This is a genomic window from Pectobacterium parvum, assembly GCF_020971565.1.
In the GTDB taxonomy this organism is placed as follows: Bacteria; Pseudomonadota; Gammaproteobacteria; order Enterobacterales; family Enterobacteriaceae; genus Pectobacterium; species Pectobacterium polare.
Window position 1 is genome coordinate 1,299,303 of the sequence record NZ_CP087392.1, and the last position, 24,929, is coordinate 1,324,231.

General features: G+C 54.7%; 23 protein-coding genes. 10 read left to right on the top strand and 13 right to left on the bottom strand.

Annotated features, from left to right (window positions below):
* The first annotated feature begins 91 nt into the window (after positions 1-91).
* The gene (hpt, locus tag LOZ86_RS05795) at positions 92-625 is read left to right on the top strand and encodes a hypoxanthine phosphoribosyltransferase (protein ID WP_011094841.1); all 534 of its coding nucleotides are present in this window, start codon (positions 92-94) and stop codon (positions 623-625) included.
* 59 nt (positions 626-684) lie between these two features.
* Here the strand turns inward: hpt and can are convergent, their stop codons facing one another.
* On the bottom strand, positions 685-1,326 hold the full coding sequence (gene can / locus LOZ86_RS05800) for a carbonate dehydratase (RefSeq protein WP_039486548.1): 642 nt from the start codon (positions 1,324-1,326) through the stop codon (positions 685-687).
* Between the two features lie 137 nt (positions 1,327-1,463).
* Between can and LOZ86_RS05805 the strand changes: the two genes are divergently transcribed.
* Both LOZ86_RS05805 and LOZ86_RS05810 read left to right on the top strand, forming a co-directional pair.
* A complete protein-coding gene (locus LOZ86_RS05805; RefSeq protein WP_039486551.1) occupies positions 1,464-2,402 on the top strand; it encodes an ABC transporter ATP-binding protein in 939 nt (312 codons plus the stop codon).
* Positions 2,399-3,169: an ABC transporter permease gene (locus LOZ86_RS05810; RefSeq protein ID WP_039486554.1), complete on the top strand. Its 771-nt coding sequence runs from the start codon at positions 2,399-2,401 to the stop codon at positions 3,167-3,169. Before LOZ86_RS05805 ends, LOZ86_RS05810 begins: the two co-directional genes overlap by 4 nt.
* Positions 3,170-3,229: 60 nt before the next feature.
* Here LOZ86_RS05810 and panD read toward each other — a convergent pair whose 3' ends face one another.
* The 9 genes from panD to thpR all read right to left on the bottom strand — a co-directional run bounded on the left by panD (position 3,230) and on the right by thpR (position 10,576).
* Positions 3,230-3,610, bottom strand: a complete 381-nt coding sequence (panD, locus tag LOZ86_RS05815; RefSeq protein ID WP_039486661.1) for an aspartate 1-decarboxylase — start codon at positions 3,608-3,610, stop codon at positions 3,230-3,232.
* A gap of 17 nt (positions 3,611-3,627) precedes the next feature.
* A complete protein-coding gene (gene panC, locus LOZ86_RS05820) occupies positions 3,628-4,482 on the bottom strand; it encodes a pantoate--beta-alanine ligase (RefSeq protein WP_039486556.1) in 855 nt (284 codons plus the stop codon).
* A gap of 45 nt (positions 4,483-4,527) precedes the next feature.
* On the bottom strand, positions 4,528-5,325 hold the full coding sequence (gene panB, locus LOZ86_RS05825) for a 3-methyl-2-oxobutanoate hydroxymethyltransferase (RefSeq protein WP_039486560.1): 798 nt from the start codon (positions 5,323-5,325) through the stop codon (positions 4,528-4,530).
* A 106-nt stretch (positions 5,326-5,431) separates the two neighbouring features.
* A complete protein-coding gene (gene folK / locus LOZ86_RS05830; protein ID WP_039486562.1) occupies positions 5,432-5,962 on the bottom strand; it encodes a 2-amino-4-hydroxy-6-hydroxymethyldihydropteridine diphosphokinase in 531 nt (176 codons plus the stop codon).
* Positions 5,959-7,371 carry a polynucleotide adenylyltransferase PcnB gene (gene pcnB, locus LOZ86_RS05835; protein ID WP_230243151.1) on the bottom strand — a complete coding sequence of 471 codons (1,413 nt, stop codon included), beginning with the start codon at positions 7,369-7,371 and terminating at the stop codon, positions 5,959-5,961. The genes folK and pcnB overlap by 4 nt, the downstream gene beginning before the upstream one ends.
* Positions 7,372-7,510: 139 nt before the next feature.
* A complete protein-coding gene (gluQRS, locus tag LOZ86_RS05840; protein ID WP_039486568.1) occupies positions 7,511-8,443 on the bottom strand; it encodes a tRNA glutamyl-Q(34) synthetase GluQRS in 933 nt (310 codons plus the stop codon).
* 127 nt (positions 8,444-8,570) lie between these two features.
* The gene (dksA, locus tag LOZ86_RS05845; RefSeq protein WP_005969032.1) at positions 8,571-9,026 is read right to left on the bottom strand and encodes an RNA polymerase-binding protein DksA; all 456 of its coding nucleotides are present in this window, start codon (positions 9,024-9,026) and stop codon (positions 8,571-8,573) included.
* Positions 9,027-9,328: 302 nt separating this feature from the next.
* The gene (gene sfsA, locus LOZ86_RS05850; RefSeq protein WP_039486571.1) at positions 9,329-10,033 is read right to left on the bottom strand and encodes a DNA/RNA nuclease SfsA; all 705 of its coding nucleotides are present in this window, start codon (positions 10,031-10,033) and stop codon (positions 9,329-9,331) included.
* A gap of 12 nt (positions 10,034-10,045) precedes the next feature.
* Entirely contained in the window at positions 10,046-10,576 is a 531-nt protein-coding gene (gene thpR, locus LOZ86_RS05855) for an RNA 2',3'-cyclic phosphodiesterase (protein ID WP_039514119.1), read from the bottom strand.
* Between the two features lie 92 nt (positions 10,577-10,668).
* Here thpR and hrpB point away from each other — a divergent pair, with 92 nt between their 5' ends.
* The 5 genes from hrpB to fhuB all read left to right on the top strand — a co-directional run bounded on the left by hrpB (position 10,669) and on the right by fhuB (position 20,052).
* Positions 10,669-13,113 (top strand): ATP-dependent helicase HrpB, encoded by a 2,445-nt coding sequence (gene hrpB, locus LOZ86_RS05860; protein ID WP_161546583.1) that lies wholly within the window; start codon positions 10,669-10,671, stop codon positions 13,111-13,113.
* A 102-nt stretch (positions 13,114-13,215) separates the two neighbouring features.
* The gene (gene mrcB / locus LOZ86_RS05865) at positions 13,216-15,696 is read left to right on the top strand and encodes a bifunctional glycosyl transferase/transpeptidase (RefSeq protein WP_039486577.1); all 2,481 of its coding nucleotides are present in this window, start codon (positions 13,216-13,218) and stop codon (positions 15,694-15,696) included.
* Between the two features lie 592 nt (positions 15,697-16,288).
* Positions 16,289-17,086, top strand: coding sequence for a Fe3+-hydroxamate ABC transporter ATP-binding protein FhuC (fhuC, locus tag LOZ86_RS05870; RefSeq protein WP_039486665.1), 798 nt, complete (start codon positions 16,289-16,291; stop codon positions 17,084-17,086).
* 16 nt (positions 17,087-17,102) lie between these two features.
* Positions 17,103-18,029, top strand: a complete 927-nt coding sequence (gene fhuD / locus LOZ86_RS05875; RefSeq protein ID WP_039486579.1) for a Fe(3+)-hydroxamate ABC transporter substrate-binding protein FhuD — start codon at positions 17,103-17,105, stop codon at positions 18,027-18,029.
* Positions 18,022-20,052: a Fe(3+)-hydroxamate ABC transporter permease FhuB gene (fhuB, locus tag LOZ86_RS05880; RefSeq protein ID WP_052012088.1), complete on the top strand. Its 2,031-nt coding sequence runs from the start codon at positions 18,022-18,024 to the stop codon at positions 20,050-20,052. Before fhuD ends, fhuB begins: the two co-directional genes overlap by 8 nt.
* Positions 20,053-20,094: 42 nt before the next feature.
* Here the strand turns inward: fhuB and LOZ86_RS05885 are convergent, their stop codons facing one another.
* Positions 20,095-20,685 carry a LysE family translocator gene (locus LOZ86_RS05885; RefSeq protein WP_039486580.1) on the bottom strand — a complete coding sequence of 197 codons (591 nt, stop codon included), beginning with the start codon at positions 20,683-20,685 and terminating at the stop codon, positions 20,095-20,097.
* Between the two features lie 135 nt (positions 20,686-20,820).
* Between LOZ86_RS05885 and LOZ86_RS05890 the strand changes: the two genes are divergently transcribed.
* On the top strand, positions 20,821-22,281 hold the full coding sequence (locus LOZ86_RS05890; protein WP_039486582.1) for an aminotransferase-like domain-containing protein: 1,461 nt from the start codon (positions 20,821-20,823) through the stop codon (positions 22,279-22,281).
* 46 nt (positions 22,282-22,327) lie between these two features.
* Here the strand turns inward: LOZ86_RS05890 and hemL are convergent, their stop codons facing one another.
* Positions 22,328-23,608 carry a glutamate-1-semialdehyde 2,1-aminomutase gene (hemL, locus tag LOZ86_RS05895; RefSeq protein ID WP_039486584.1) on the bottom strand — a complete coding sequence of 427 codons (1,281 nt, stop codon included), beginning with the start codon at positions 23,606-23,608 and terminating at the stop codon, positions 22,328-22,330.
* A 267-nt stretch (positions 23,609-23,875) separates the two neighbouring features.
* Here hemL and erpA point away from each other — a divergent pair, with 267 nt between their 5' ends.
* Positions 23,876-24,223, top strand: a complete 348-nt coding sequence (gene erpA / locus LOZ86_RS05900) for an iron-sulfur cluster insertion protein ErpA (protein ID WP_005969047.1) — start codon at positions 23,876-23,878, stop codon at positions 24,221-24,223.
* A gap of 387 nt (positions 24,224-24,610) precedes the next feature.
* On the opposite strand, the gene LOZ86_RS05905 is transcribed toward erpA, so the two are convergent.
* On the bottom strand, positions 24,611-24,889 hold the full coding sequence (locus LOZ86_RS05905; RefSeq protein ID WP_039486586.1) for a hypothetical protein: 279 nt from the start codon (positions 24,887-24,889) through the stop codon (positions 24,611-24,613).
* Positions 24,890-24,929 lie beyond the last annotated feature (40 nt).

Here is a 24,929-nt window from a genome sequence, read left to right on the forward strand (position 1 = left end):
ATTCAAACGTCAGCATTGGCGCATCATCGATAATGAATTTGTCATTTTGCCGATGGTGCTGAATACCTTACTTCAAAGAGTTATCAGTATGATGAAACATACCGTGGAAGTCATGATTTCTGAGCAGGAAGTGATGGCGCGGGTTACCGAACTGGGGCAACAGATTAGCGAACACTACCGTGATAGCGGCAGCGATATGGTATTGGTGGGGCTATTGCGTGGATCGTTTATCTTTATGGCCGATTTATGCCGGGCGATCGATGTCCCTCACGAAGTGGATTTCATGACGGCATCCAGCTATGGCAGCGGTATGAACAGTACGCGCGACGTTAAGATCCTGAAAGATCTGGATGAGGATATTCGCGGCAAAGATGTACTGATCGTTGAAGATATTATCGACTCGGGCAATACGCTGAGCAGGGTGCGGGAAATTCTGCAACTGCGTGAGCCGAAATCACTGGCTATCTGTACGCTGCTGGATAAACCAGAGCGCCGTGAAGTGGCGGTGAAAGTCGAGTGGGTTGGGTTCTCGATCCCTGATGAGTTTGTTGTGGGTTACGGCATCGACTATGCCCAGCACTATCGCCATTTACCTTACGTCGGCAAGGTTGTTCCACAGGAATAGCGTACCAGATAAGGCTGATGCCGTGAGCGACGCCCAGCTAGTGGGCGTCAGGCAGCGAATCAAGACAGGGTAGAAATCGCGCGGCGATAACGCTGTTCCAGCGTCTCTCGGTTGGTCGCGGTCACTTCCAGATCGCGCAGACGGCCATCCTGAATACCATAAACCCAACCGTGGATCGTAACTTTCTGCCCACGCTTCCAGGCGGACTGCATGATGGTGGAGTGGCCGAGGTTGTAAACCTGCTCGACAACGTTGATTTCACAGAGCGTATTCAGCCGCTGTTCGGGAGGCAATTCCCCCAGCAGCGAACTATGCTTGTACCACAAATCACGGATATGCAGCAGCCAGTTGTTAATCAAACCCAATTCTGGGTTTTCCACCGCAGCCTGAACACCGCCGCAGCCGTAGTGGCCGCAGATAATGACATGTTCGACTTCGAGAACTTCGACGGCATATTGCACGACAGACAGGCAATTGAGGTCGGTGTGAATAACCAGATTGGCGACGTTGCGGTGAACAAACAGTTCACCAGGCTCAAGGCTGGTCAGACTTTCCGCAGGTACGCGACTGTCCGAGCATCCAATCCATAGAAAACGGGGACGTTGTGCCTGCGCCAGACGTTCAAAATAGCCAGGATCCTCTTCCACCATCGTTTTAGACCAAAGCTGGTTGTTCGCGATGAGCGTTTCAATTTCTTTCATGAAAGTAAATGACCTGTAACAAACAAGGGGCAGTGAGGAGTAATATAAGGCAACATGCGTCGTTTGAAAAACGATAGTTTATCTCCGTCATACTTCAAATCTGTAGAATTCACTGATAATAAGGTAATCCATTTCTTATGACATATGCACTGGAACTGGCGCAACTAACCAAAACCTATTCGGGAGGCGTCCAGGCGCTACGGGGGATCGACCTGAACGTGGAAGCGGGGGATTTCTATGCGCTTCTGGGGCCAAATGGCGCGGGAAAATCGACCACGATAGGGATTATCAGCTCGCTGGTGAATAAAACGGCCGGTAAAGTTCGCGTCTTCGGCTATGACCTTGAGCTGGACAAAGTGAATGCGAAACGCCAACTGGGGTTGGTCCCGCAGGAATTTAACTTCAATCCCTTTGAAACGGTATTACAGATTGTGGTTAATCAGGCCGGCTATTATGGCGTGAAACGTCAGGATGCGTTGCAGCGTGCTGAAAAATACCTGAAACAGCTCGATCTGTGGGAGAAACGCAACGAAAAAGCGATGATGTTGTCCGGCGGGATGAAGCGTCGCCTGATGATTGCGCGTGCGTTAATGCATGAGCCTAAGCTGCTGATTCTTGATGAACCGACCGCGGGTGTGGATATCGAATTACGTCGTTCCATGTGGGGTTTTTTGAAGGAGCTGAACGCGCAGGGCACCACGATTATCCTAACGACGCACTATCTGGAAGAAGCGGAAATGCTGTGCCGCAACATCGGGATCATCCAGCGGGGAGAGCTGGTGGAGAATACCTCGATGAAGCAGCTGCTTGCTCAGCTGAAGTCCGAAACGTTTATTTTTGATTTGCCGGCGAAAAGCCCGCTGCCACAGCTTGAAGGCTATGCGTTCCGCCTGACGGATACGTCAACGCTGGAAGTGGATGTGATGCGCGAGCAAGGTCTGAACGCGTTATTCAGCCAGCTAAGTGCACAGGGGATAACGATATTAAGTATGCGTAATAAAGCGAACCGGTTGGAAGAGCTGTTTGTCACCTTGGTTAATGGGGACGGGGCGAACGGTAAGGGAGAAAAGGAATGATGCATTTGTATTGGGTAGCACTGCAGAGTATCTGGGTGAAAGAAGTCACCCGATTTGGGCGTATCTGGATTCAGACGCTGGTGCCGCCAGTGATCACCATGACGCTGTACTTTATTATTTTCGGCAACCTGATCGGCTCACGTATTGGTGACATGCATGGTTTCACCTACATGCAGTTTATCGTGCCGGGCCTGATCATGATGGCAGTCATTACCAACGCTTATGCCAACGTGGCCTCTTCCTTTTTCAGCGCCAAGTTTCAACGCAATATTGAAGAACTGCTGGTCGCGCCGGTGCCAACTCACGTGATCATCGCGGGTTATATTGGCGGCGGGATCGCGCGTGGCGTATGCGTCGGGGTATTGGTGACCGCGGTATCGCTGTTCTTTGTCCCGCTGCATGTTCATGCCTGGTGGATCATTGTTCTGACGCTCTTGCTGACGGCGACGTTGTTCTCGCTGGCGGGGTTATTGAATGCGGTCTTTGCGAAAACTTTTGATGATATCAGCCTGATTCCGACGTTTGTGTTAACGCCGCTGACCTATCTGGGTGGGGTGTTTTACTCACTGACGCTGCTGCCGCCGTTCTGGCAGGCCGTTTCCAAGCTGAATCCAGTGGTGTACATGATCAGCGGCTTTCGCTACGGCTTCCTTGGCATTCAGGATGTACCGTTGCTGTTCACCATGTCGGTGCTGATTGCCTTTATCGTGGTGTTTTATCTGCTGGTCTGGTGGCTGATTGAGCGCGGACGCGGGCTGCGGACGTAGTGTGTCAATTCTGTAAATGAGAAGGCGGTGGTAACACCGCCTTTTGCTTATCTAAAGCGATCAAGCAACCTGAACCGGAATCGCTTTTGCCTGACGTTGCAGCTCGTTATCGCCAGAGAAATAGGCTACCTTCGGGCTGTGGCTTCTGGCCTGCTCGTCGGACATCTGCACATAGGAGCAGATAATCAGTTTGTCGCCCACGCTGGCACGGCGAGCGGCAGCACCGTTCACAGAGATAATGCGTGAGCCTCTTTCGCCCGAAATAGCGTAGGTAGAGAAACGCTGACCGTTATCAACGTTGTAGATATCAATCGCTTCGTATTCCAGAATGCCGGCGGCATCCATAAAATCCTGATCGATGGCGCAAGAGCCTTCATAATGCAAGTCAGCCTGAGTTACTTTGACCCGGTGCAGCTTGCCTTGCAGCATGGTACGTATCATCGCTTTGTTACCTCGGTTCATACAGTCAAATCGACCTGGTGGTTATCAATCAATCTGGCCTTGCCTAACCAGGCAGCCATCAAAATCACAGCACGCGTGCTGGCTGCGCTCAACGGTTGCAGCGTATCAGCATCGCGGATAAACAGTTCATCAGGCGTAAAGCCCGCTTCACGCAGCTTGTCTGCCGCCTGTTCCAGCAAGGTGTCTATCTGGCGATCGCCGTTGTCCAACTGTGTCGCCATGTCCATCATCACCTGATAAACATACGGTGCCCGCTGGCGTTCTTCTGCACTGAGATACCCATTACGTGAACTCAATGCCAAACCGTCTTTTGCACGTACGATTGGGACACCAATAATATCAATGTCATAACCCATATCGCGAACGAGCTGCCGAATCAGCGCTAGCTGCTGGTAATCTTTCTCGCCGAAGCAGGCGACATCCGGCTGTACCAGATTGAACAACTTGCTGACGATGGTCGCAACGCCTCGGAAATGGCCGGGACGGCTGGCACCTTCCAACAGGGAAGACAGGCCGGGCACATCAACAAACGTTTGCGACTCCAGTCCATTGGGGTATATCACATCCGGGCTCGGTGCGAAAACCAGATCGGCACCGCGGCGATTTAATTTCTCGCAGTCTTCCTGCAACGTCCGAGGGTAGCGGGCTAAATCATCTGGCCGCTCAAACTGCATAGGATTGACAAAAACGCTGACAATAACGATATCGGCACGCGCTCTGGCTTCATCGACCAGCGTCATGTGCCCGTCATGCAAATTACCCATGGTGGGAACTAAAGCAATGCGTTTCCCTTCCTGACGCCAGCGACGAACCTCGCGGCGCAGCAGCAGAGGGGTTTCGATTATTAACACACTCGTACTCCTAAAAAATAGCCCGATTAACGGAATGCTCGTTTTTTAATGAAATGAATGTTCTTCGGCCGGGTAAATACCCTGTTCGACTTCTTCTGCATACAAACGCACTGCCGCGCGGATATCACCACCGCTTGGCGCCAGAAAGTTCTTGGCAAACTTAGGCGTGTTGTCGCCAGTAATGCCGAAGGCATCATGCATAACCAGAATCTGCCCGTCGGTCACGTTGCCGGCGCCAATACCGATTACCGGAATCGACAGGGCGTCTGTTACGCGCTTGGCTAGGGCGACAGGCACGCATTCCAGCACGAGTAGCTGCGCACCCGCTTCTTCAAGCGCAAGGGCATCGGCCAGTAACTGATTGGCATCGCTTTCGCTCCGGCCCTGAATTTTATAGCCGCCGAAGATATTAACGGACTGCGGCGTCAGACCCAGATGACCACAAACCGGCACGGCGCGTTCGGTCAGCATTTTTACCGTCGGAGCAAGCCAGCTTCCGCCTTCCAGCTTCACCATATTTGCGCCAGCGCGCATCAGTTCTGCTGCCTGGCTGAATGTTTGTTCCGGCGTGGCATAGGTCATAAAAGGCATATCGGAGAGAACCAGTGCCAGCGGTGCGCCACGGCGGACACACTGCGTGTGGTAAACGATATCGTGTGTGGTCACGGGCAATGTGGAATCGTGACCCTGTACGGTCATTCCCAGTGAGTCACCCACCAGCATCACGCGGATGCCTTGCTCGAAAAATAGGCGAGAGAAACTGGCGTCGTAAGCGGTAATCGTAGCGAATTTTCGCTGCTCTTGTTTCCATTGGCGCAAGTGGGAGATAGTCGTCGGTTTCATGACGGTCTTCCTATGTCAATAGGGCGAAGAATTGAGGGGGACATTCTAATGTAAGCCGACGTGTAGCGATATACCCGTCGCGCTTCAAGTTACAGATGGGGGATTATTAGTGACCGAATGTTCCGGTCGGCTTCTTGTCATCCCACTGCGTATTATCCCATAAGGCCAGACCGTTGCGATCGACATGGGTTAACCGCTGGGCGAGGGTTTCGCCGTCGGGGAATGCCAGTTCAGGGGCGATTTCTGCGAGCGGGTATAGCATGAATTCACGATTTTTCATGTCGTAATGCGGCACGGTCAGTCGTTCAGTCTGGATGACGATATCGCCAAACAGCAGAATGTCCAGATCTAACGTGCGTGGGCCCCAGCGATGTTCCTTGCGTTCGCGACCTTGTTCCAGCTCGATGGCTTGTGTGTGATCCAGCAGCGATTCGGCCGCTAATGCGGTTTCCAGTTCAACAACGGCGTTGAGGTAGTCTGGCTGATCCTGCGGGCCAAGCGGACGGCTACGATAAAACGAGGAACAGCAAACGACGCGAGTATGTGGAATCGCGTCCAGCGCAGATAATGCTGCACGCACCTGTTGCAAAGGCTGGGCAAGATTGCTGCCCAGCGCCAGATACACACGTATCGTCATGCTTGATTTCCGCGTGCCGCTGTTGGTTTACGCGGTCGACGAGGACGGGAACGACGATGTGGCGTTGGGCCGTCATCCAGCGATTTCAGCATGTTTTGCTGACGAGGCGGTGCGGCAACCTGGAATTCTCCCCACCACTGGGCTAAGCGCAGCAGCTCCTGATGGTTTTCGATTTCGGCACGCAGGCAAAGCAGGTCATATGCGGCACGGAATTTAGGGTGTTCCATCAGCTTATAAGCGCGTTTACCCTGACGACGAGACAGACGCATTTGCAACTGCCAGATATCACGGACTAAAGACGTAATGCGCTTAGGAATTGCCAGAGAACGGCACTGCTCATCCAGTATATCGTTCATCGCCAGCGAGAAGGCATCGAGGTAGGCCAGTCCGCTTTCCTGAGCCAATTTTTGTGCATGTTCAATCAGCGGATACCACAGCATGGCGGAGAACAAAAATGCTGGATTCACCCGCATGTCGTTTTGCAGACGCTGATCGGTGTTTTTCAGCACCTGTGCAACCATGCGCTCCAGTGTGGAATCGCCGTTGGGTGTGAAGTAGCGACTCAGCAGCGGGAAAAGCGGCTGGAACAGCTGATATTCACACAACATTTTATAGGTTGGATAGCCATAGCCTGACTGAAGCAGCTTCAGCGACTCTTCAAACATGCGTGCCGCAGGAATATCGTGCAGCAATGAGGCCAAACGAGGAATCGGCTCGGCGGTTTCTGGGCTGACCGTCATGTTCAGCTTGGCAGCGAAACGGACGGCGCGCAGCATACGCACCGGGTCTTCACGGTAGCGCGTTTCAGGATCGCCAATCATACGGATGACGCCCTGACGCAGATCGTTCAGGCCATCGGTATAGTCACGTACGCTGAAATCAGCAATGCTGTAGTAGAGGCTGTTGATCGAGAAATCGCGGCGCTGGGCGTCTTCTTCAACGGAACCAAAAATATTGTCGCGTAACAGCATGCCGCTTTGGGCCTGCTGAGAGGAATTTTTGACTTCTTGCTGTTCCTGGTGCTGTTCGTGGTGACCACGGAACGTAGCAACTTCAATCACCTCTGGCCCGAACATGATAGGGGCAAGACGGAAACGACGCCCGACCAAACGACAGTTGCGGAATAGCTTGCGCACCTGATCGGGTGTGGCGTTAGTGGTGATATCAAAATCTTTCGGCTTTTTGCCCAGTAGCAGGTCGCGTACGCCGCCGCCAACCAGATAAGCCTCGTAGCCCGCTTTGTTCAGGCGATAAAGTACTTTCAGCGCGTTATCGCTGATATCGCTGCGTGAAATAGTATGTTGGTCACGCGGAATCACCGTCAGATGCTGGCGCGGTTCCTCTGATTCGACCATTTCGTTCTCACGATTCAGTACCTTACGACAAAAATTAGCAACTCGGGAAAAGATAATACACCTCGATAGTGATGGATAAATCAACGGCACAGCAAAAAATTTCTGGGAAACGTTTTTGACGTCGACCCAGCGACGGCCTGCAAGTGTGACGGCTAAAGAGAGTGCGTCACTAAAAATAGCGGCTAATCATAGCTCACCAATGCCCCTTTGAGAATGCCGATATGATCGCGGACGGGTTTATTGCCGCCTGTAACGGGACAACATCAAGGGACCAGTGCGCGACAGACCAGGCCAGAAGTGCGGAAAGCGTCATATCCTGACCGTTCTCCGGCAGTGGTTGGTTCAAGAATTGCAGTGCAGCCAGCAGCACGGGACGCGGATCGCTATTTGGCAGTGCTGGTGCATGATTCTGCTTGGAAAGCTTATTTCCCTCGCTATTCAGCACCAGCGGCAGATGAACGTAGGTAGGGATCGCATAGTCCAACTGCTGATAGAGCGAAATTTGCCGCACTGTCGGTTCGATCAGATCGGCACCGCGCACGATCTCCGTAATCTCCTGATCGTTATCGTCGATCACGACGGCCAGATTATAGGCAAACAGCCCGTCGCGGCGGTGGATAATAAAATCTTCCTGCGCGAGTGCCGTGTCGGCATAAAGCTCGCCACGCAATTTATCGTGAAAGTGAAATACCGGCGTTGTCTGACGTAGGCGTAGCGCGGCGTTATCGGAGGGCAGATTACGCGTCCGACAATAGCCGTCATAGTGCCCACCTAGCTGCTGAATACGGCTACGCGTACAGGTGCAGTAGTAGCTCATGCCCTGCTGTTGAAGCTGCTGAAGAATCTCTCGGTAACGCGCATGCCGCTGTGACTGGTAAATCACCTCGCCGTCCCAATACAGGCCGTAATGGTCTAATTGTGCAAGGATACGGGAGGCTGCGCCGGGAATTTCCCGTGGTGGATCGATGTCTTCAATGCGTACCAGCCAGCGCCCTTGTTGAGAACGAGCTTGCAGATAACTACCCAGTGCGGCGATCAGTGAGCCAAAATGCAGGTCACCAGAAGGAGAGGGGGCAAAACGCCCGACATAACGATGCGTTTCGGTGAAAGCAGTTGTTCCAGACATAAGAAGTTGGTGCTATCTCGTCAGCGTTTTATCCAGACAGAAGATAGAGTGATGAACATCATTCATCAGCGGTAGCGTACTAGAGCCGGCCCCTGCGATGGGCAGGAGCCGATTCTGGACAGGAAAATTAGCCTGCCATTTGCTTTTCGCGTATCTCTGCCAGCGTTTTGCAGTCGATACACAGATCGGCGGTCGGACGTGCTTCCAGACGGCGGATGCCAATCTCGACGCCACAGGATTCACAGAATCCGAAATCCTCATCTTCGATTTTCACCAAGGTTTTGGCGATTTTCTTGATCAGCTTGCGCTCACGGTCACGGTTACGCAGTTCGAGACTGAACTCTTCTTCCTGCGCTGCGCGATCCACGGGATCGGGGAAATTAGCGGCTTCATCGCGCATGTGCGATACCGTACGATCCACTTCATCCATGAGTTGGTTGCGCCATGCTTCAAGAATACGCTTGAAATGAGCCAGCTGAGCGTCGTTCATATACTCTTCGCCCGGCTTCTCTTGGTACGGCTCTACTCCGGCAATTGCGAGAATGCTCAGAGAAGATGTCTTACGGTTTTGCCCTTCTTGCATGTTGCTTCTCCTACATAACACGACACGCATAATACCCTTTTATGCAGTGAAATTGCGGCGTTGTTGGCCATAACTTCAGCTATCTGGGTATATCGGCCCCCAAAGGGGGGAAAAAACAGGCCGCTATAAATAGCAGATGAAGATGGGGTTGGCAATGCTTCCTGACACCGGCCTGATAAAGTGTCAGGAACAATCTGCTGGCACAAGCATAAGTATTAAATGCTAAACAGTACCTTAATAGTTCCATAAGAATAAATGATTCCTTTCATCTCCGAGTTGGCATGTTATGCAATGCTTTTACTTCATCCCAACAACGGTAACTTATGCGTCAATTTAATACCGCCAGGGCATGATGTGGAGCCGTAACATAAAATTTCAACCCCTGCCTGTTGTGCTTCGATAAACAATTCCGCATAGCGTGAATCAATATGCCGGGCGGTAGAAACCTGCTGGATGCCTGAATGGAGTACGGCGAAAAAAAGGACGGCACGTTTTCCATTGGAAACCATCTGTTGCAGCTCACGCAGATGCTTTTGTCCTCTGAGTGTCACCGCATCGGGAAAGTAACCACATTCATGTTGCAATAATGTGACGGATTTCACCTCAATATAGCAGTCAATCCTGTCCGGCGCCTGTAAAAGCAGGTCGACTCGGCTATTTTCCGTACCGTATTTTACTTCCGTTTTTATGTCTGGGTAGCCCGCCAACTCTTCTATGCGATTTTCTAATAAGGCTTCGTACAATAATGTGTTGGCACGCAGAGTATTGACACAAATCCAGTGATTTTGTTGTGTTTCAGTCAGTTCCCAGCTCTGGGCGTACTTGCGCTTAGGGTTATCCGATGTGGAGTACCAGACGGTGTCGCCGGGGGTTGCACAGCCCGTCATCGCACCAGTATTGGCACAGTGCAGCGTGAGCGCCTCGCCTTCCGGGGTGACGACATCGGCCAAAAAACGTTTGTAACGTTTAATCAACCGGGCAGGCTGTAAACGTGGGGTATAGTTCATGAGAATCCTGTTCTATTTAATAAATGACCAGCTTTCCAACTGTTGATAGCGGGTTTTGCCATTGTTGAAAAGTGATTCGTAAAGCGAAAAGTGCGTCATGTCGACCTGCCAGCTAAAGGTGGCGGGGGGAATTGCGACGGGGCGAGTCGCGCCGCGCAATAGCGTAATGTGCGGGTGAAACGGCAATGCCGTTTGATAGCAGCCGTTGCGCGCGGCCTGAGAGCGCAGCAGTTCCGCCAATTGTAGCAGCCCGCGCGGTGCACGACGGCAGCCCAGCCAGACCACACCGGGACGCGGCCAGTGCCCAGCGTCATTCAGCGTAAGGGAAAAGGCGGGCTGGTGGATGCGGCCTGCCAGCGTCTGCAAAACCTGCGCTTTTTGCTCGCTAACATCGCCTAAAAACGCCAGCGTCAGATGAAGATTAGCCGCCGCGACCGGCCGACCCGCTTCCAGAGGGAAGTGTTCGGCGCGCCAGCGAATAATCTCTTGCTGTGTGGCTTCCGGCAGTGATAAGGCAAAAAACAGGCGGCGGGTGGCTGACATGGCGATCTCTCTGTTCTGATTCCATCAGATGCTACATTCATCCAGATGCTACAATGCTCGCCGCTTAAAGTTAACCTTATACGGAGATGTCTGTGATTTTACCGCCCGTCAGCGCCGTGCTGGATGATGTGATAACGGCGCTACATAACGCGCCTCAGGTGCTGCTCAATGCCCCAACGGGTGCGGGGAAATCGACCTGGCTGCCGTTGCAGTTGCTGCAACAGGGCAACCTGAACGGGCGCATCATCATGCTGGAGCCACGCCGTCTGGCGGCAAAGAGCGTGGCTTGGAGGCTGGCGCAGCAGCTAGGTGAAGAGCCGGGGAAAACCATAGGCTATCGCATGCGGTCGGAAAGCTGCGTGAGTGACGCAACGAGGCTGGAAGTCGTCACCGAAGGCATGCTGACCCGTTTGCTGCAACAGGATGCGGAACTGCAAGGTGTGGCGCTAATCATCCTTGATGAATTTCACGAGCGCAGCGTGCAGGCCGATTTAGCATTGGCGCTGTTGCTCGATGTGCAACAAGGGCTGCGTGAAGACTTAAAGTTGCTGATTATGTCCGCGACGCTCGACAATGTGCGGCTGGCGGCGCTGTTGCCGGAAGCCGTCTGCGTGGTTTCCGAAGGCCGTAGCTATCCGGTAGAGCGGTGTTATGCGCCGTTGAACAGTCAGGAGCGTTTGGAAGAAGGCGTTGCGCGACAGGTGCGACGCCTTCTCAGCGAAGAAGCGGGTTCACTGCTGCTGTTTTTGCCCGGCGTCGCGGAGATTCGCCGTGTGCAGGCGCTGCTGGAAAATAGCGTGTCGAGCGAGACAGATCTTTGTCCTTTATATGGGGCATTGACGCTGGCGGAGCAGCAAAAGGCGATTCTGCCCGCGGAGCCGGGTCGTCGTAAGGTGGTGTTAGCCACCAATATTGCAGAAACCAGTCTGACGATTGAAGGCATCCGGCTGGTGATGGATAGCGGCCTTGAACGCGTAGCCAGCTTTGATGTGAAAAGCGGCGTCACTCGACTGGCGACGCAGCGAATCAGTCAGGCATCGATGGTGCAGCGCGCCGGACGTGCCGGACGTTTAAGCCCCGGTATATGCTGGCATCTGTGCTCTCGTGAGCAGGCAGAACGCGTGGCGGCGCAAAGTGAAGCCGAGATACTGAATAGCGATTTCAGCAGTATCTGGCTGGATTTATTACAGTGGGGCTGCACTGATGTGACGCAGTTAACCTGGCTGGATACCCCGCCAGCTCCTGCGCTTTATTCCGCACGCCAGCTGCTGCGCCAGCTTGGTATTACCGATAAACAAGATCGGCTGACTGTCGAGGGTCGGAAAATAGCCGCGTTAGGCTGCGATGCCCGACTGGCGACGATGCTGTATGCCGCGTCACTGCAAGGTTCAGGTGCATTAGCCACTGCCGGATGTCTGGCCGCGATACTCGAAGAGCCACCACGCAGCGGGTCGATCAATCTGGCTGACTGGCTGCATCACCCATTGCCACACTGGCTGCGGCGGGCAAAACAGCTAACGCGTCGTTTATCGACGGCGTCAGGGCGCATTGACGGTAGCTACGCCGACTGGCTGCTGGCACAGGCTTTCCCCGACCGCATCGCCCGGCGGCGTAGTCAGGATGGACGCTACCAGCTTGCTAACGGCAGCGGTGCGATGATGTCGGCTGATGAGGCGTTGTCAGGTACTGAATGGCTTCTGGCACCTGCGCTATTACAAAATAACCAGAGTGCCGACGCGCGGATTCTATTGGCGTTGCCGCTGGATATTGAGCGGCTGGAACGACAACTACCCGGATTAATAAGTGAACATAACGTGGTGCACTGGGACGAAGAAAAGGGTACTCTGCGCGCCAGCCAGCGCGACCAGATAGGCAGCCTGACTCTGCGAACGCGCCCGCTGAATAAGCCTTCCGACGAGGCATTGCAGCAGGCGCTGCTATCTTGGATTCGTGAGCAGGGGATTGATGCATTAAACTGGGACGCTGCGGCGTTGCAGTTACGCGCCCGGCTACAGTGCGCTCACCAGTGGTTGCCTGAGCTTGACTGGCCGCGAGTGGATGAAGAAACGCTGCTGGCAACGCTGGAAATCTGGCTACAGCCGTCACTTGTCGGTGTGCGTGATTTACGGGCGCTGCACCAGATCAATTTGAGCGATGCGCTGCTGCGATTGCTGGACTGGTCGCTGCGCCAGCGGCTGGATAGCGCGCTGCCCACACACTACACGGCACCCGGCGGCAGTCGTTTGCCTATCGCCTATTATGACGATAAGCCTCCAGTGCTGTCAGTGCGAATGCAGGAAATGTTCGGTGAGCAGCAGAGCCCGCTGCTGGCAGAAGGGCGTGTAGCGCTGGTATTGGAACTTTTATCACCCGCACAACGTCCACTACAGATTACGCGGGATTTAGCGGCATTCTGGCAAGGCACGTACCGCGAGGTGCAAAAAGAGATGAAGGGGCGTTACCCCAAGCATGTCTGGCCGGACGATCCGGCGAATACGGCTCCGACGAGACGTACCAAGAAATATCAGAATCACTAATTTCAGACGTTTCCGCTTTCCCAAACAAGGGGCTGGAAACAGAGTAGGCGGCTTGAGCGCAGAGCAGATAGCCGTGAACAACCTGATGGAGAAGTTATTGTAATGTCTCGGGATGACCGCGAACCTATCGGACGCAAAGGGAAAGCGCCAAAACGTAAGCCTGAGCGCAAGCAGGCCATACGACGTCGCAGGGATGACGACTATGATGATGAAGATTATGACGATTATCAGGACGACTATGACGACGATGATGATGACGACGGCGATGACACCATGACGCGTAAATCGCAAAGAAGACGGCGCTGGTTAGGGCTGGCGATCAAGCTGTTCCTGATCTTTGCCGTGGCGATGGCGATCTATGGCGTGTACCTCGACAGCCAGATCCGCAGCCGTATTGAAGGCAAAGTCTGGCAGTTGCCTGCCGCCGTCTATGGCCGCATGGTCAACCTTGAGCCGGGCATGGCCTACAGCCAGAAAGAGATGATCAGCCTGCTGGAAGGCATGCAATACCGTCAGGTGAGCCGCATTACCCGCCCAGGTGAATTCAGCGTGCGTGGCAACAGTATCGATATGCTGCGCCGTCCGTTTGATTTCCCCGATGGTAAAGAAGGGCAGATTCAGGCGCGTCTGACGTTTGCCAACGATCGTCTGTCGCAGATCCAGAATCTGGACAACCAGCGTAACTTCGGCTTTTTCCGTCTCGATCCGAAGCTGATCACCATGATGCAGTCGCCGAATGGCGAACAGCGTTTGTTCGTGCCGCGTGCTGGTTTCCCCGATCTGCTGGTTGATACGCTGGTCGCGACCGAAGACCGCCACTTTTATGAACACGATGGCATCAGCCTGTATTCCATTGGTCGTGCGTTCTTAGCGAATATCACGGCGGGGCGCGCGGTTCAGGGCGGCAGTACGCTGACGCAGCAGTTGGTTAAGAATCTGTTCCTGACTAACGAGCGTTCGCTGTGGCGTAAAGCTAACGAAGCCTATATGGCGCTGATCATGGATTATCGCTACAGCAAGGATCGTATCCTTGAGCTGTATCTGAACGAGGTGTATCTCGGTCAGAGCGGTAACGATCAGATCCGCGGCTTCCCGCTTGCCAGCCTGTATTACTTTGGCCGCCCGGTGAATGAACTGAGCCTCGATCAGCAGGCGCTGCTGGTGGGGATGGTGAAAGGAGCGTCGCTGTATAACCCATGGCGTAACCCGCAGATTACGTTGGAACGACGCAATCTAGTGCTGCGTTTGTTGCAGAATCAGCAGATTATTGATGCCGATCTCTACAACATGCTGAGTGCGCGTCCGCTGGGCGTACAGCCGAAAGGCGGCGTCATCAGTCCTCAGCCGGCGTTTATGCAACTGGTGCGTCAAGAACTGCAACAGCGGCTTGGCGACAAGGTTAACGATCTCTCCGGCGTGAAGATCTTTACCACGCTCGATCCGGTCTCGCAGGATGCGGCAGAAAAAGCGGTAGAAGTCGGGATTCCGGCACTGCGTGCAGGCCGTAACGTCAGCGATCTGGAAGCGGCGATGGTGATTGTCGATCGTTTCAGCGGCGAAGTCCGCGCGATGGTCGGTGGTGCTCAAACGCAGTACGCTGGGTTTAACCGTGCGCTACAGGCGCGTCGTCCTGTCGGGTCGCTGGCGAAGCCGCCGACCTACCTGACCGCGCTGAGCCAACCGGACACCTATCGCCTGAATACCTTTTTGGCGGATGAGCCGCTGTCGATCAAACAGTCTAACGGACAGCTATGGCAGCCGAAGAACTACGATCGCCAGTTCCGTGGCCGCGTCATGCTGGTCGATGCGCTGGCGAACTCGCTGAACGTGCCGACCGTCAATCTGGGGATGGCCGTAGGGCTGAATCAGATCACGGAAACGTTGAAGCGTTTAGGGATCCCAGAAAACGTGATTCAGCCTGTACCCGCGATGCTGCTGGGTGCGATCAGTCTGACGCCGATGGAAGTGGCGCAGGAATACCAGACGATCGCCAGCGGCGGCAATCGTGCACCGCTTTCCTCACTGCGTTCAGTGATTGCGGAAGATGGCACGGTGCTGTATCAGAGTTTCCCGCAGGCGGAGCGCGCGGTTCCGGCACAGGCGGCTTATCTGACGCTGTATGGCATGCAGCAGGTTGTCGAACGCGGTACGTCGCGTTCGCTGGCGGTGAAATTCCCGAATTATCATCTGGCAGCGAAAACGGGTACCACCAATGACCTGCGTGACAGCTGGTTTGCTGGGATCGACGGTAAAGAAGTGGCGATTAGCTGGGTAGGACGCGATAACAACGGCCCGGCCAAGTTGACTGGGGCGAACGGTGCGCTGACGATTTATCGTCGCTATCTGGAAAACCAAACGCCGCTGCCGTTAATGCTGACGCCGCCGGAAGGTATTACGACCATGACGGTGGATGCCAGCGGTAACTTTATCTGCAACGGCAGCAGCGCCGGACGCGTATTGCCAGTCTGGACGGATAATCCGCAGGCGCTGTGTCAGGCTAGCCAGCCGCAGCCTTCAGCGCAGCAGGACCAGCAAAACGGAGAAGGCGTCGCTGACTGGATTAAAGAAATGTTTGGTCAGTAGTAAGTTCTTATCACTGCCCCTGTTAACCTGCTGTCATACATAAATACAGAGAAAGCACGGGTTTGCCGTTATCCGGCGTAAAAAATTATGCTGAGGAGATAGCAGGCTTAGGATGAGCCGCATGGACGCGGCGAAAGCTTGCGCCACGTCAGGAACGTGTCGCAAGCGGTCCTCTAAGCCTGATACCGACGAAGGCACCGCTTTAGCGGCATAATTCCCGCCAAAAGCCGGGGTTCATAGGGGGCTGGCGTAGCCCCCTATGTTGGGCGCGTGCTACAAGGTAGCATGAAAATAACGGTATTATCGCGCACGAAACCGCCTTAATAGTGGCATAAATGTACCTAATAGGCTGAATCTGTGGGCATTTTTTTTCTCTACTATTTTTGGCTGAGCACCACGCCCTGCCTGATACCGCTTTTCCTGCCACGTCACTCTGGTGCTGACGGGTAAAAGTCTTGCGATTGGTATTCCGTTGCGCCTATCATGCTGCCTTATATCGTAATCATTATCGTTCTCTTTTAGATCGATGATTACGGGAATAGTGAATTCTGCTCACCCCTTTCCTTCGGTGACATTACAAACCAAAAACGCTATGCAAAATCAAACTGTACTGCCTGATACCACTTTCAGACTGGACGATGTCAGTTTTTCCGTTGCTGGACGCACGTTGTTACACCCTTTATCTATTACGTTCCCTGTGGGGAAAGTGTGCGGTCTGATTGGACACAACGGCTCGGGCAAATCGACATTGCTGAAAATTCTGGGTCGTCACCAGCCCGCTAGCGGCGGTACTGCACTGCTGGGCGAACAGGCGACTGGAAGCTGGGACAGCAAATTGTTCGCCCGTCAGGTCGCCTATTTACCGCAGCAGCTTCCTGCTGCCGAAGGGATGACCGTGCGTGAGCTGGTTGCCGTAGGGCGTTATCCGTGGCACGGCGCATTAGGTCGTTTCGGCAGCGCCGATCGGGAAAAGGTCGAGGAAGCCATCACGCTGGTGGGGTTGAAACCGTTTGCTAACCGTCTGGTAGATAGCCTGTCTGGCGGTGAACGGCAGCGAGCCTGGCTGGCGATGACGGTGGCACAGGATAGCCGCTGCTTGTTGTTGGATGAACCGACCTCTGCGCTGGACATTGCGCATCAGGTTGAGGTTCTGGCGCTGATTCAGCGCATGAGCCGCGAGCGCGGCATCACCGTCATTGCGGTGTTGCATGATATCAACATGGCTGCGCGCTATTGCGATCATCTGGTGGCGTTGCGCGGTGGCAAAATGATTGCGCAGGGTGAGCCTGTTGCGCTGATGCAAGGGGACGTGCTGGAAAATATCTACGGCATTCCCATGGGCATTCTGCCTCATCCGGCGGGTGGCGCGCCGGTCAGCTTCGTTTGTTAACTCGGTTTTCCTGCTCATGATGCCTGAACGTTTTTCTTCTCCATCCTCTCCCGATCCGCTACGCCGTCGTTTGCTGACGGCGCTGCTGCTGTCACCGCTGGTTTACTCGGCGGCGAGCAGGGGAGCGACTGCTACATTTCCCGATTTAAACCGCATTGTGGCGCTGGAGTGGTTGCCTGTTGAACTGCTTCTGGCGTTGGGCATCACGCCCTTCGCGATTGCAGATAAGCATAACTACAATCTGTGGGTGAAAGAGCCCGCGTTGCCTGAATCGGTGATTGATGTGGGTCTGCGTACCGAGCCTAATCTGGAATTGCTGACGCAGATTCGCCCGTCGCTGATTCTTTACTCTGAAGGTTACGGCCCTTCGGTCGCAAAAATGTCCCGTATTTCTCCGCTGCTGGGCTTTGGCTTCAGCAACGAACAGGGAAAACCGCTGACGTCGGCACAGGCCTCGGTGATGAAACTGGCCGATGCGCTCAATATGAAAGCGGCCGGTGAGCAGCATCTGACGGAGCTAGCGCAGTTTCTCCAGCAGGAAAAAATCACGCTTCAACCGTACACCCAACGGCCTCTGTTGCTCATCACGCTGGTCGATAGCCGCCATGTGCTGGTGATTGGCAAGAACAGCCTTTTTCAGGAAGTGATGGATCATGTCGGGATAGAAAATGCCTGGCGTGGTGAAACCAGCTTCTGGGGCAGTACGATTGTGGGCATTGAGAGTCTGGCAGACGTCGGCGATGCCAACGTGCTCTGTTTCGAGCATGGCGATAGCGCCATCAGCGCGCAGCTTGATAAGAACCCGCTCTGGCAGGCGATGCCGTTTGTGCGTAACCAGCGTTTGCAACGCGTGCCTGCCGTCTGGCTGTATGGCGGAACGCTCTCGGCGATGCGCTTCTGCCACGTATTGAATCAGGCTCTGGAGGCGAGAAAACATGCCTAATCCTCTGTCTGTCGGTGCCTCGCATGCGCACAAGCACGTTGTTCATCCGCTGGTGCTGCCAGTGGTACTGATTGGTTTTCTGCTGATCGTGATTCTGGGGATGGGCAGCTACAATTTGCAGCAGCAATTACCAGTATCACAGTGGCTTGAAGGGCTGACTCAGCCTGCCTTGAATAATATGCAGCAGTTGCTGTTTCACTACAGCCTGTTACCGCGCATGGTGCTGGCGCTGCTGATTGGTGCGGGGCTGGGGCTGTGCGGCGTGCTGTTCCAGCAGGTCTTGCGTAATCCGCTGGCCGAGCCGTCAACGCTGGGGATCGCTACGGGCGCACAGCTCGGGATCACGGTGATCACACTGTGGGCACTGCCCGGTGGCGCATGGCTCCAGCAGGTCGCGGCTATGGCTGGGGCGCTCGTGGTTGGCGCGTTGGTCTTTGGCGTAGCCTGGGGTAAACGTTTATCGCCCGTGACGCTGATACTGGCGGGGCTGGTGCTGAGTTTCTACTGTAGCGCGGTCAATCAGTTGCTAGTGCTTTTCCATCATGAGCAGCTTCAGGGCTTGTTCCTGTGGAGCAGCGGCGTGCTGAACCAGCAGGACTGGAGCAATGTGCAGTTTGTTCTCCCGCGTCTTCTGGTGTGTTTCTGTCTGGCGCTACTGTTGATTCGTCCGCTAACGCTGCTGGGGCTGGATGATGGCGTTGCGCGTAATCTGGGGCTTGGGCTGTCGCTGGCACGTCTGAGTGCGCTTGGGCTGGGGATTTTCCTGTGTGCTCAACTGGTCAATGCGGCAGGCATTATCGGTTTCATCGGTCTGTTCGCGCCGCTGTTGGCGAAAATGCTGGGGGCACGGCGGTTACTTCACCGCCTTTTATTAGCGCCGCTGCTGGGGGCGCTGCTGCTTGGTGTTACCGATCAGGGCGTTATCTGGCTGAGTCGCGTGTGGCTTGACGTCCCTACGGGCGCGGCGACGGCGCTGATTGGCGCGCCGCTGCTACTGTGGCTGTTGCCGCGTCTGCGTAATAGCGGTCAACCCGCGATGGTCGACAGCAGCAGTACGCCGACGGCTGAACGTCGCCTGTGGGGAACGTGGCTGGTTCTCGGCATTATGCTGCTGGGAATGGTGGTGATTACGGCGCTGATGTTAGGGAAAGATGCCGACGGCTGGCAGTGGGGCGGCGGTGATGTGTTAACGCAGTTGCTCTCATGGCGCTGGCCTCGGGTGCTGGCGGCGCTAACCGCTGGGGTGATGCTGGCGGTGGCGGGAACACTAATACAGAAGCTGACGGGTAACCCGATGGGGAGCCCGGAAGTGCTGGGGATTAGCTCTGGCGCATCGTTTGGCGTCATTATTTTGCTGTTCTTCATTCCCGGCAATGCGTTCGTGTGGCTGCTTCCGGCTGGCAGCGCGGGCGCGGCGTTGACGCTGTTGGTCATGGTGATAATTGCCGGACGCGGTGGGTTCTCCACGCAGCGTATGCTGCTGGCAGGGATCGCACTGAGTATGGCGTTCACCACCGTCATTGCGCTGCTGTTGGCCAGTGGCGATCCGCGTATGGGAACGGTGCTGACCTGGCTGTCGGGATCAACCTATGCGGTCGAACCGACTGACGCGATACGTACGGCGGTGATTGCCGTGCTGCTGCTGTTGATTGTCCCGCTATGCCAGCGCTGGCTGCGTATTCTACCGCTTGGCACCACCACGGCCAGAGCGCTTGGCGTGGCTGTCACACCAGTTCGTCTGCTGGTGTTGCTGCTGGCATCGGTACTGACCGCGATGGCAACCCTGATGGTCGGCCCGATGAGCTTTGTGGGCTTAATGGCTCCGCATATGGCGCGGATGCTGGGCTTTAGCCGCGTGTTGCCGCAAATCGCCTGCTCTGCATTAATTGGCGGCGCGCTGATGGTCATTGCAGACTGGTTTGGCCGGATGATTCTCTTTCCGGCGCAAATCCCGGCGGGGTTGCTCGCGACGTTTATCGGTGCGCCTTACTTTGTTTATCTATTGCGTAAACAGGTGAAATAGCGCGAGCCTCGGCGGAGAGGGAAGCCCGCCGAGATCGTGTGATTAGCTAGGGACGTTAATCGCTTCGACCAGCATCCAGAAGGTGGTGAGCACCAGAGAAAGCGCCATGATGCCGTTGAAGGCTTTCAGTTTCCACGGTTCCTGAAGGTGTTTGCCGATGCGATCGCCGAGCATGGCCCAAACCAGAATGCAGGGCAGATTGAGCGCCATAAAGGCGACCATCGTGGTAAAAATACCGTTGCTGGCGGTATACAGCAGCGCGATGTTGCTGGACATCAGCCAGGCTTTCGGGTTCACCGCCTGAAATAGCGTCCCTTGCAGTACGGTCATCGGCTGTACTCGCCCTTGTAATTCCGGTGCCGATGAGCGCACGATTTTCCACGATAGCCACAGCAGATAAACGCACCCCAGCACGGTAAGGGGGAGGCGAATCACGCTCAGCCAGCTCAGTAAAAGCTCCAATGCCACCCCCATCAGTGCCGTTTGTAGCGCACAGCCAATTAAAATACCCATCAGCATCGGTAACGTACGGCGCAGGCCAAAATTGACGCCTGACGTCGCCAGCAGCAGATTATTGGGCCCCGGCGTGATGGACATGACGGTGACGTAGCTGAAAAAAGAAGGGTCGAGCATGGTGTGATCCTGATGATGGGGGAGAGCACTATGGTAGGCAGAAAAAATAAATGGTTACAGATACACAAAATGATTATTGTTATGGGTACAAAATGCATTAATCGTTAACTGTACTCATTGGCTGGCGAGGGAACTGTGTCCATTATCGACTCACAAGAAAGTACGCTCTATCAACAGCTCGCGGAAACCTTCGCCACGGCTATTCATCAAGGAACATTAGCGCCGGGAAGCCGCCTGCCTTCTATTCGTCGCGTCGCTGGATCGCATCAGGTCAGTGTGAATACGGTGCTGAATGCCTGGCGTATTCTCGAAGATCGCGGGTTGATCGAAGCACGCCCGCAATCTGGCTACTTTGTACGAGGGCGTCTGCCGTCGCTGACGGAGAGCAAGCCCCACCGTGCGCAGGTGATTGTGCCGGGCAGTGAGCAACTGGATCTGATTGATACCGTGTTTGCTGCTCAGACGCACCCGGATTACATCAACATTTCTCTGGCGTGCCCACAGCATGCCGATTTCTATCCGACCGAAAAGATCAGCCGCATTGCCGCTTCTTTGCTACGGCGACAGCCTGATCTGATTGGCCGCTATGCGCTGCCGCCGGGCAGCGAACGGTTACGGCGCGAAGTCGCACGGCGGGCGATGGATTTGGGTATGACATTGACCCGCGAGGACATCACGATCACCCACGGCTGTATGGAAGCGCTACAGCTGGCGCTGCGCACGGTCACGCAGCCGGGCGACTGTGTGGGGCTGGAAACGCCAACCTATTTTTATCTCTTTCCTCTGCTTGCCAGTCTGGGACTGAAAACGGTGGAGATTCCCACCGATCCGCAACGTGGTCTTGCGCTGGATGCGTTGGAATTGCTGCTGTCAGAGCAGCGATTACAGGCGATTATCGCTATGCCTAACGCGCAGAACCCGCTGGGATGCAGCATGACGCTAGCAGATAAAAAGCGGCTGGCAAAGCTGGTGAACGATTATCAGGTTCCACTTATTGAAGATGGGTTATACAGCGAACTTCAGTTTACCTGGCCGCTGTCGCCGACGGTGAAAGCCTTCGACCGCGACGGTTGGGTGATTTACTGCTCCAGCTTCACAAAAACGCTGGCGCCCGATTTCCGCATCGGCTGGATGGCGTCAGGCCGTTTCCGTGCCAAGGTGGCGCGGCTGAAAGCGGTATCGTCAATGGCGGAATCGGCGCTGCTATCGGAAACGCTGGCGCAGTTTCTGGAGTCCGGCGGTTACGATCATCATCTGCGTACGCTGCGCCGCCGCTATGCCGTGCAGATGGATGAGGCGCGTGGGCTGATTGCCCGGCATTTTCCGCAGGGGACGCGCGCGACGCAGCCGCAGGGCGGTTTTGTCTTCTGGCTGGAGTTACCGGGCGGCGTGGATGGCGTTGAGCTATTCCATCGCCTGCTGCAAGAGAAAATTTGCGTCACGCCCGGTGAGCTTTACACGCTAAGCGGTCGCTGCAAGCACGCGCTTCGGCTATCGTGCTGCTACCCCTTTGATGAACGCTACACGTATGCGCTTAAGCGCGCAGGGGCGCTGGCGTGTGAGATGAGCGGTATCGAGCCGGGTAGCGAAGGTTAACCGTTTGATACACGGCGCCACTTGCTGACGCCGTCGAGATACGCTTTTACAGCCGTGAGAAGCAGAGCTGTGCGGCTTCGATGGTGCGATCGATGTCCTGTGGCGTGTGTGCCAACGACATAAAGCCCGCTTCAAACGCGGACGGCGCGAGGTAAATCCCTTCTTCCAGCATCATGTGGAAGAACCGCTTAAAGCGCTCGACGTCGCACTTCATCACATCCTGATAGCAGGTGACGCTCTCGGCATCCGTGAAGAACAGACCGAACATGCCGCCCGCCTGATTCACCACCAGCGGAATGTTTTCGGCTTTCGCGGCAGCTAACAGGCCGTCAGCCAGCTGATTGGTCAACTCGGTGAGTTTTTGATGTACGCCGGGCTTGGCGACTTCCGTCAAACAGGCAAAGCCTGCGGCCATGGCAATCGGGTTGCCGGACAGCGTTCCCGCCTGATAAACCGGGCCGGTCGGTGCCAGCGCCTGCATGACGTCACGCTTGCCGCCGAATGCGCCGACTGGCATGCCGCCGCCGATGATTTTCCCCAAGCAGGTCAGATCCGGTACCACGCCGTAGTGCGACTGTGCACCCGCCAGTGCAACACGGAAGCCAGTCATCACTTCATCGATAATGAACAGGGCACCAAACTCGTCACACAGGGCACGCAGGCCAGGAAGGAAATCTGGCAGCGGTGGAATGCAGTTCATATTGCCCGCTACCGGTTCGACAATGATCGCGGCGATCTCGTCAGGATATTGTTCAAACGCGGCACGAACGGATGACAGATCGTTATAGACGCAGGTCAGCGTGTGGCGGGCGAAATCGGCTGGAACGCCGGGGGAATTAGGCTGGCCCAGCGTCAGTGCGCCGGAACCGGCTTTCACCAGCAGGCAGTCTGCGTGGCCGTGGTAGCAGCCTTCAAATTTGATGATTTTATCGCGGCCCGTGTAGCCACGCGCCAGACGGATCGCGCTCATGGTGGCTTCTGTACCAGAGTTGACCATCCGCACCATATCCATACTCGGCACCAGCGAGGTGACCAGACGCGCCATCTGCACTTCCATTTCTGTCGGTGCGCCAAAGCTCAGACCGCGTTCTGCTGCCGCGATCACCGCCTCACGGATTGCCGGATGATTGTGACCCAGCACCATCGGGCCCCACGATCCCACGTAATCAATGTACGCTTGCTCGTCAGCGTCATAGAGATAAGCGCCATCAGCCCGTTCGATGAACAGCGGAGTACCGCCGACGCCGTTAAAAGCACGAACGGGTGAGTTCACTCCGCCGGGAATAAGTTGCTGTGCCGCAGCATACAGGCTTTCAGATTTGTTCATTACGCGGTCCTGACTGGTCTTGATCGTAAAATGTAGGGGTATTCTAATGAACTGACCGCCGTTATGAAATCGCTGTGCGGGTTTTCACTTGAAAACGCGCCACACCATACCCACAGAGAGTACTGGCTGTGTGGTGGATGAGGCGGCATAATGCGGCGATTATTTCAACAGCCGCTGTCAAATCTTGAACGTTTTCGCATACTGCCGGATAATAAGCGTATGAATATGGGTCTATCACCTGATAAGCCCTGAGTTGGGAGTAAAAATATGAGCGATGATATAGCAGCACTGCCTCTGCAATTTACCGATGCGGCGGCAAGCAAGGTGAAAAACCTGATTGCTGATGAAGAAAACCCAGAGCTGAAACTGCGTGTGTACATCACGGGCGGCGGCTGTAGCGGTTTCCAGTATGGTTTTACCTTTGATGATCAAATCAACGACGGCGATATGACCATTGAGAAACAAGGTGTGGCGCTGGTGGTTGATCCGATGAGCCTGCAATATCTGGTTGGCGGTGCGGTGGATTATACCGAAGGGCTGGAAGGTTCTCGCTTTATCGTGACGAATCCGAATGCGAAATCCACCTGCGGCTGTGGTTCCTCTTTCAGCGTCTGATCCTGCATTGCGGTTATTGACCGACTGAAAATAAAAACCGAGTCTTGGCAACAAGACACGGTTTTTTTATATGCCCGTCATACTTCAAGATGCTTGTGCGTTGGCTGCCCTCACTCACCCCAGTCACTTACCTGAGTAAGCTCCTGGGGATTGATGAGTTTCATAAATGAAGCTCACCCTTCGGGCCAGCGCTAGCGCTGTTCAAATCGGTTTTAACCGATTTGTCGTGCAGTTACCGCGTTACAAGGCCATAAATGAGCCTTGCCCTAAAGGGTCAATGCATAGCATTGTTCAAAACGCTAACTCGAATTATTTAGGGCACAGTAAACAAGCAATTTGTCACAAGAAGCGTTAATTGAAAGAATACGCTTCGTGTTTTTACTAGAATTACCATTCGACCGTAATCAAACGTATTTCCGTACCCTGTGCAGTTTTTGCCGCAGAGGTCGAAAATTTTGCCTGATCGACCTGAATACGTGACTCAGTAATTTTAGGCTGTGGTACAGAGGCTACGTTACAATTCATTTGATATTGACCAGATTGAGGCGTTACGCCGCATGCTGCTTGTATCGTCAGTTGAGCGTTAATTTGCCCGCCCTGACTCACTGCATACGCCGTGCTACAGGTCGCCATAAGTAAGCCCGCGTAAAGCAACGCATTTTTCATAGTTAAAGCTACCTGGTGTCAAAGGAACCGATGTCGGTTC

Excerpts from the sequence above, each read along its gene's own strand:
- hpt (WP_011094841.1), top strand. The coding sequence starts at position 92 with ATGAAACATACCGTGGAAGTCATGATTTCTGAGCAGGAAGTGATGGCG.
- can (WP_039486548.1), bottom strand. The coding sequence starts at position 1,326 with ATGAAAGAAATTGAAACGCTCATCGCGAACAACCAGCTTTGGTCTAAA.
- LOZ86_RS05805 (WP_039486551.1), top strand. The coding sequence starts at position 1,464 with ATGACATATGCACTGGAACTGGCGCAACTAACCAAAACCTATTCGGGA.
- LOZ86_RS05810 (WP_039486554.1), top strand. The coding sequence starts at position 2,399 with ATGATGCATTTGTATTGGGTAGCACTGCAGAGTATCTGGGTGAAAGAA.
- panD (WP_039486661.1), bottom strand. The coding sequence starts at position 3,610 with ATGATACGTACCATGCTGCAAGGCAAGCTGCACCGGGTCAAAGTAACT.
- panB (WP_039486560.1), bottom strand. The coding sequence starts at position 5,325 with ATGAAACCGACGACTATCTCCCACTTGCGCCAATGGAAACAAGAGCAG.
- folK (WP_039486562.1), bottom strand. The coding sequence starts at position 5,962 with ATGACGATACGTGTGTATCTGGCGCTGGGCAGCAATCTTGCCCAGCCT.
- gluQRS (WP_039486568.1), bottom strand. The coding sequence starts at position 8,443 with ATGTCTGGAACAACTGCTTTCACCGAAACGCATCGTTATGTCGGGCGT.
- dksA (WP_005969032.1), bottom strand. The coding sequence starts at position 9,026 with ATGCAAGAAGGGCAAAACCGTAAGACATCTTCTCTGAGCATTCTCGCA.
- sfsA (WP_039486571.1), bottom strand. The coding sequence starts at position 10,033 with ATGAACTATACCCCACGTTTACAGCCTGCCCGGTTGATTAAACGTTAC.
- thpR (WP_039514119.1), bottom strand. The coding sequence starts at position 10,576 with ATGTCAGCCACCCGCCGCCTGTTTTTTGCCTTATCACTGCCGGAAGCC.
- mrcB (WP_039486577.1), top strand. The coding sequence starts at position 13,216 with ATGTCTCGGGATGACCGCGAACCTATCGGACGCAAAGGGAAAGCGCCA.
- fhuC (WP_039486665.1), top strand. The coding sequence starts at position 16,289 with ATGCAAAATCAAACTGTACTGCCTGATACCACTTTCAGACTGGACGAT.
- fhuD (WP_039486579.1), top strand. The coding sequence starts at position 17,103 with ATGATGCCTGAACGTTTTTCTTCTCCATCCTCTCCCGATCCGCTACGC.
- fhuB (WP_052012088.1), top strand. The coding sequence starts at position 18,022 with ATGCCTAATCCTCTGTCTGTCGGTGCCTCGCATGCGCACAAGCACGTT.
- LOZ86_RS05885 (WP_039486580.1), bottom strand. The coding sequence starts at position 20,685 with ATGCTCGACCCTTCTTTTTTCAGCTACGTCACCGTCATGTCCATCACG.
- hemL (WP_039486584.1), bottom strand. The coding sequence starts at position 23,608 with ATGAACAAATCTGAAAGCCTGTATGCTGCGGCACAGCAACTTATTCCC.
- erpA (WP_005969047.1), top strand. The coding sequence starts at position 23,876 with ATGAGCGATGATATAGCAGCACTGCCTCTGCAATTTACCGATGCGGCG.
- LOZ86_RS05905 (WP_039486586.1), bottom strand. The coding sequence starts at position 24,889 with ATGAAAAATGCGTTGCTTTACGCGGGCTTACTTATGGCGACCTGTAGC.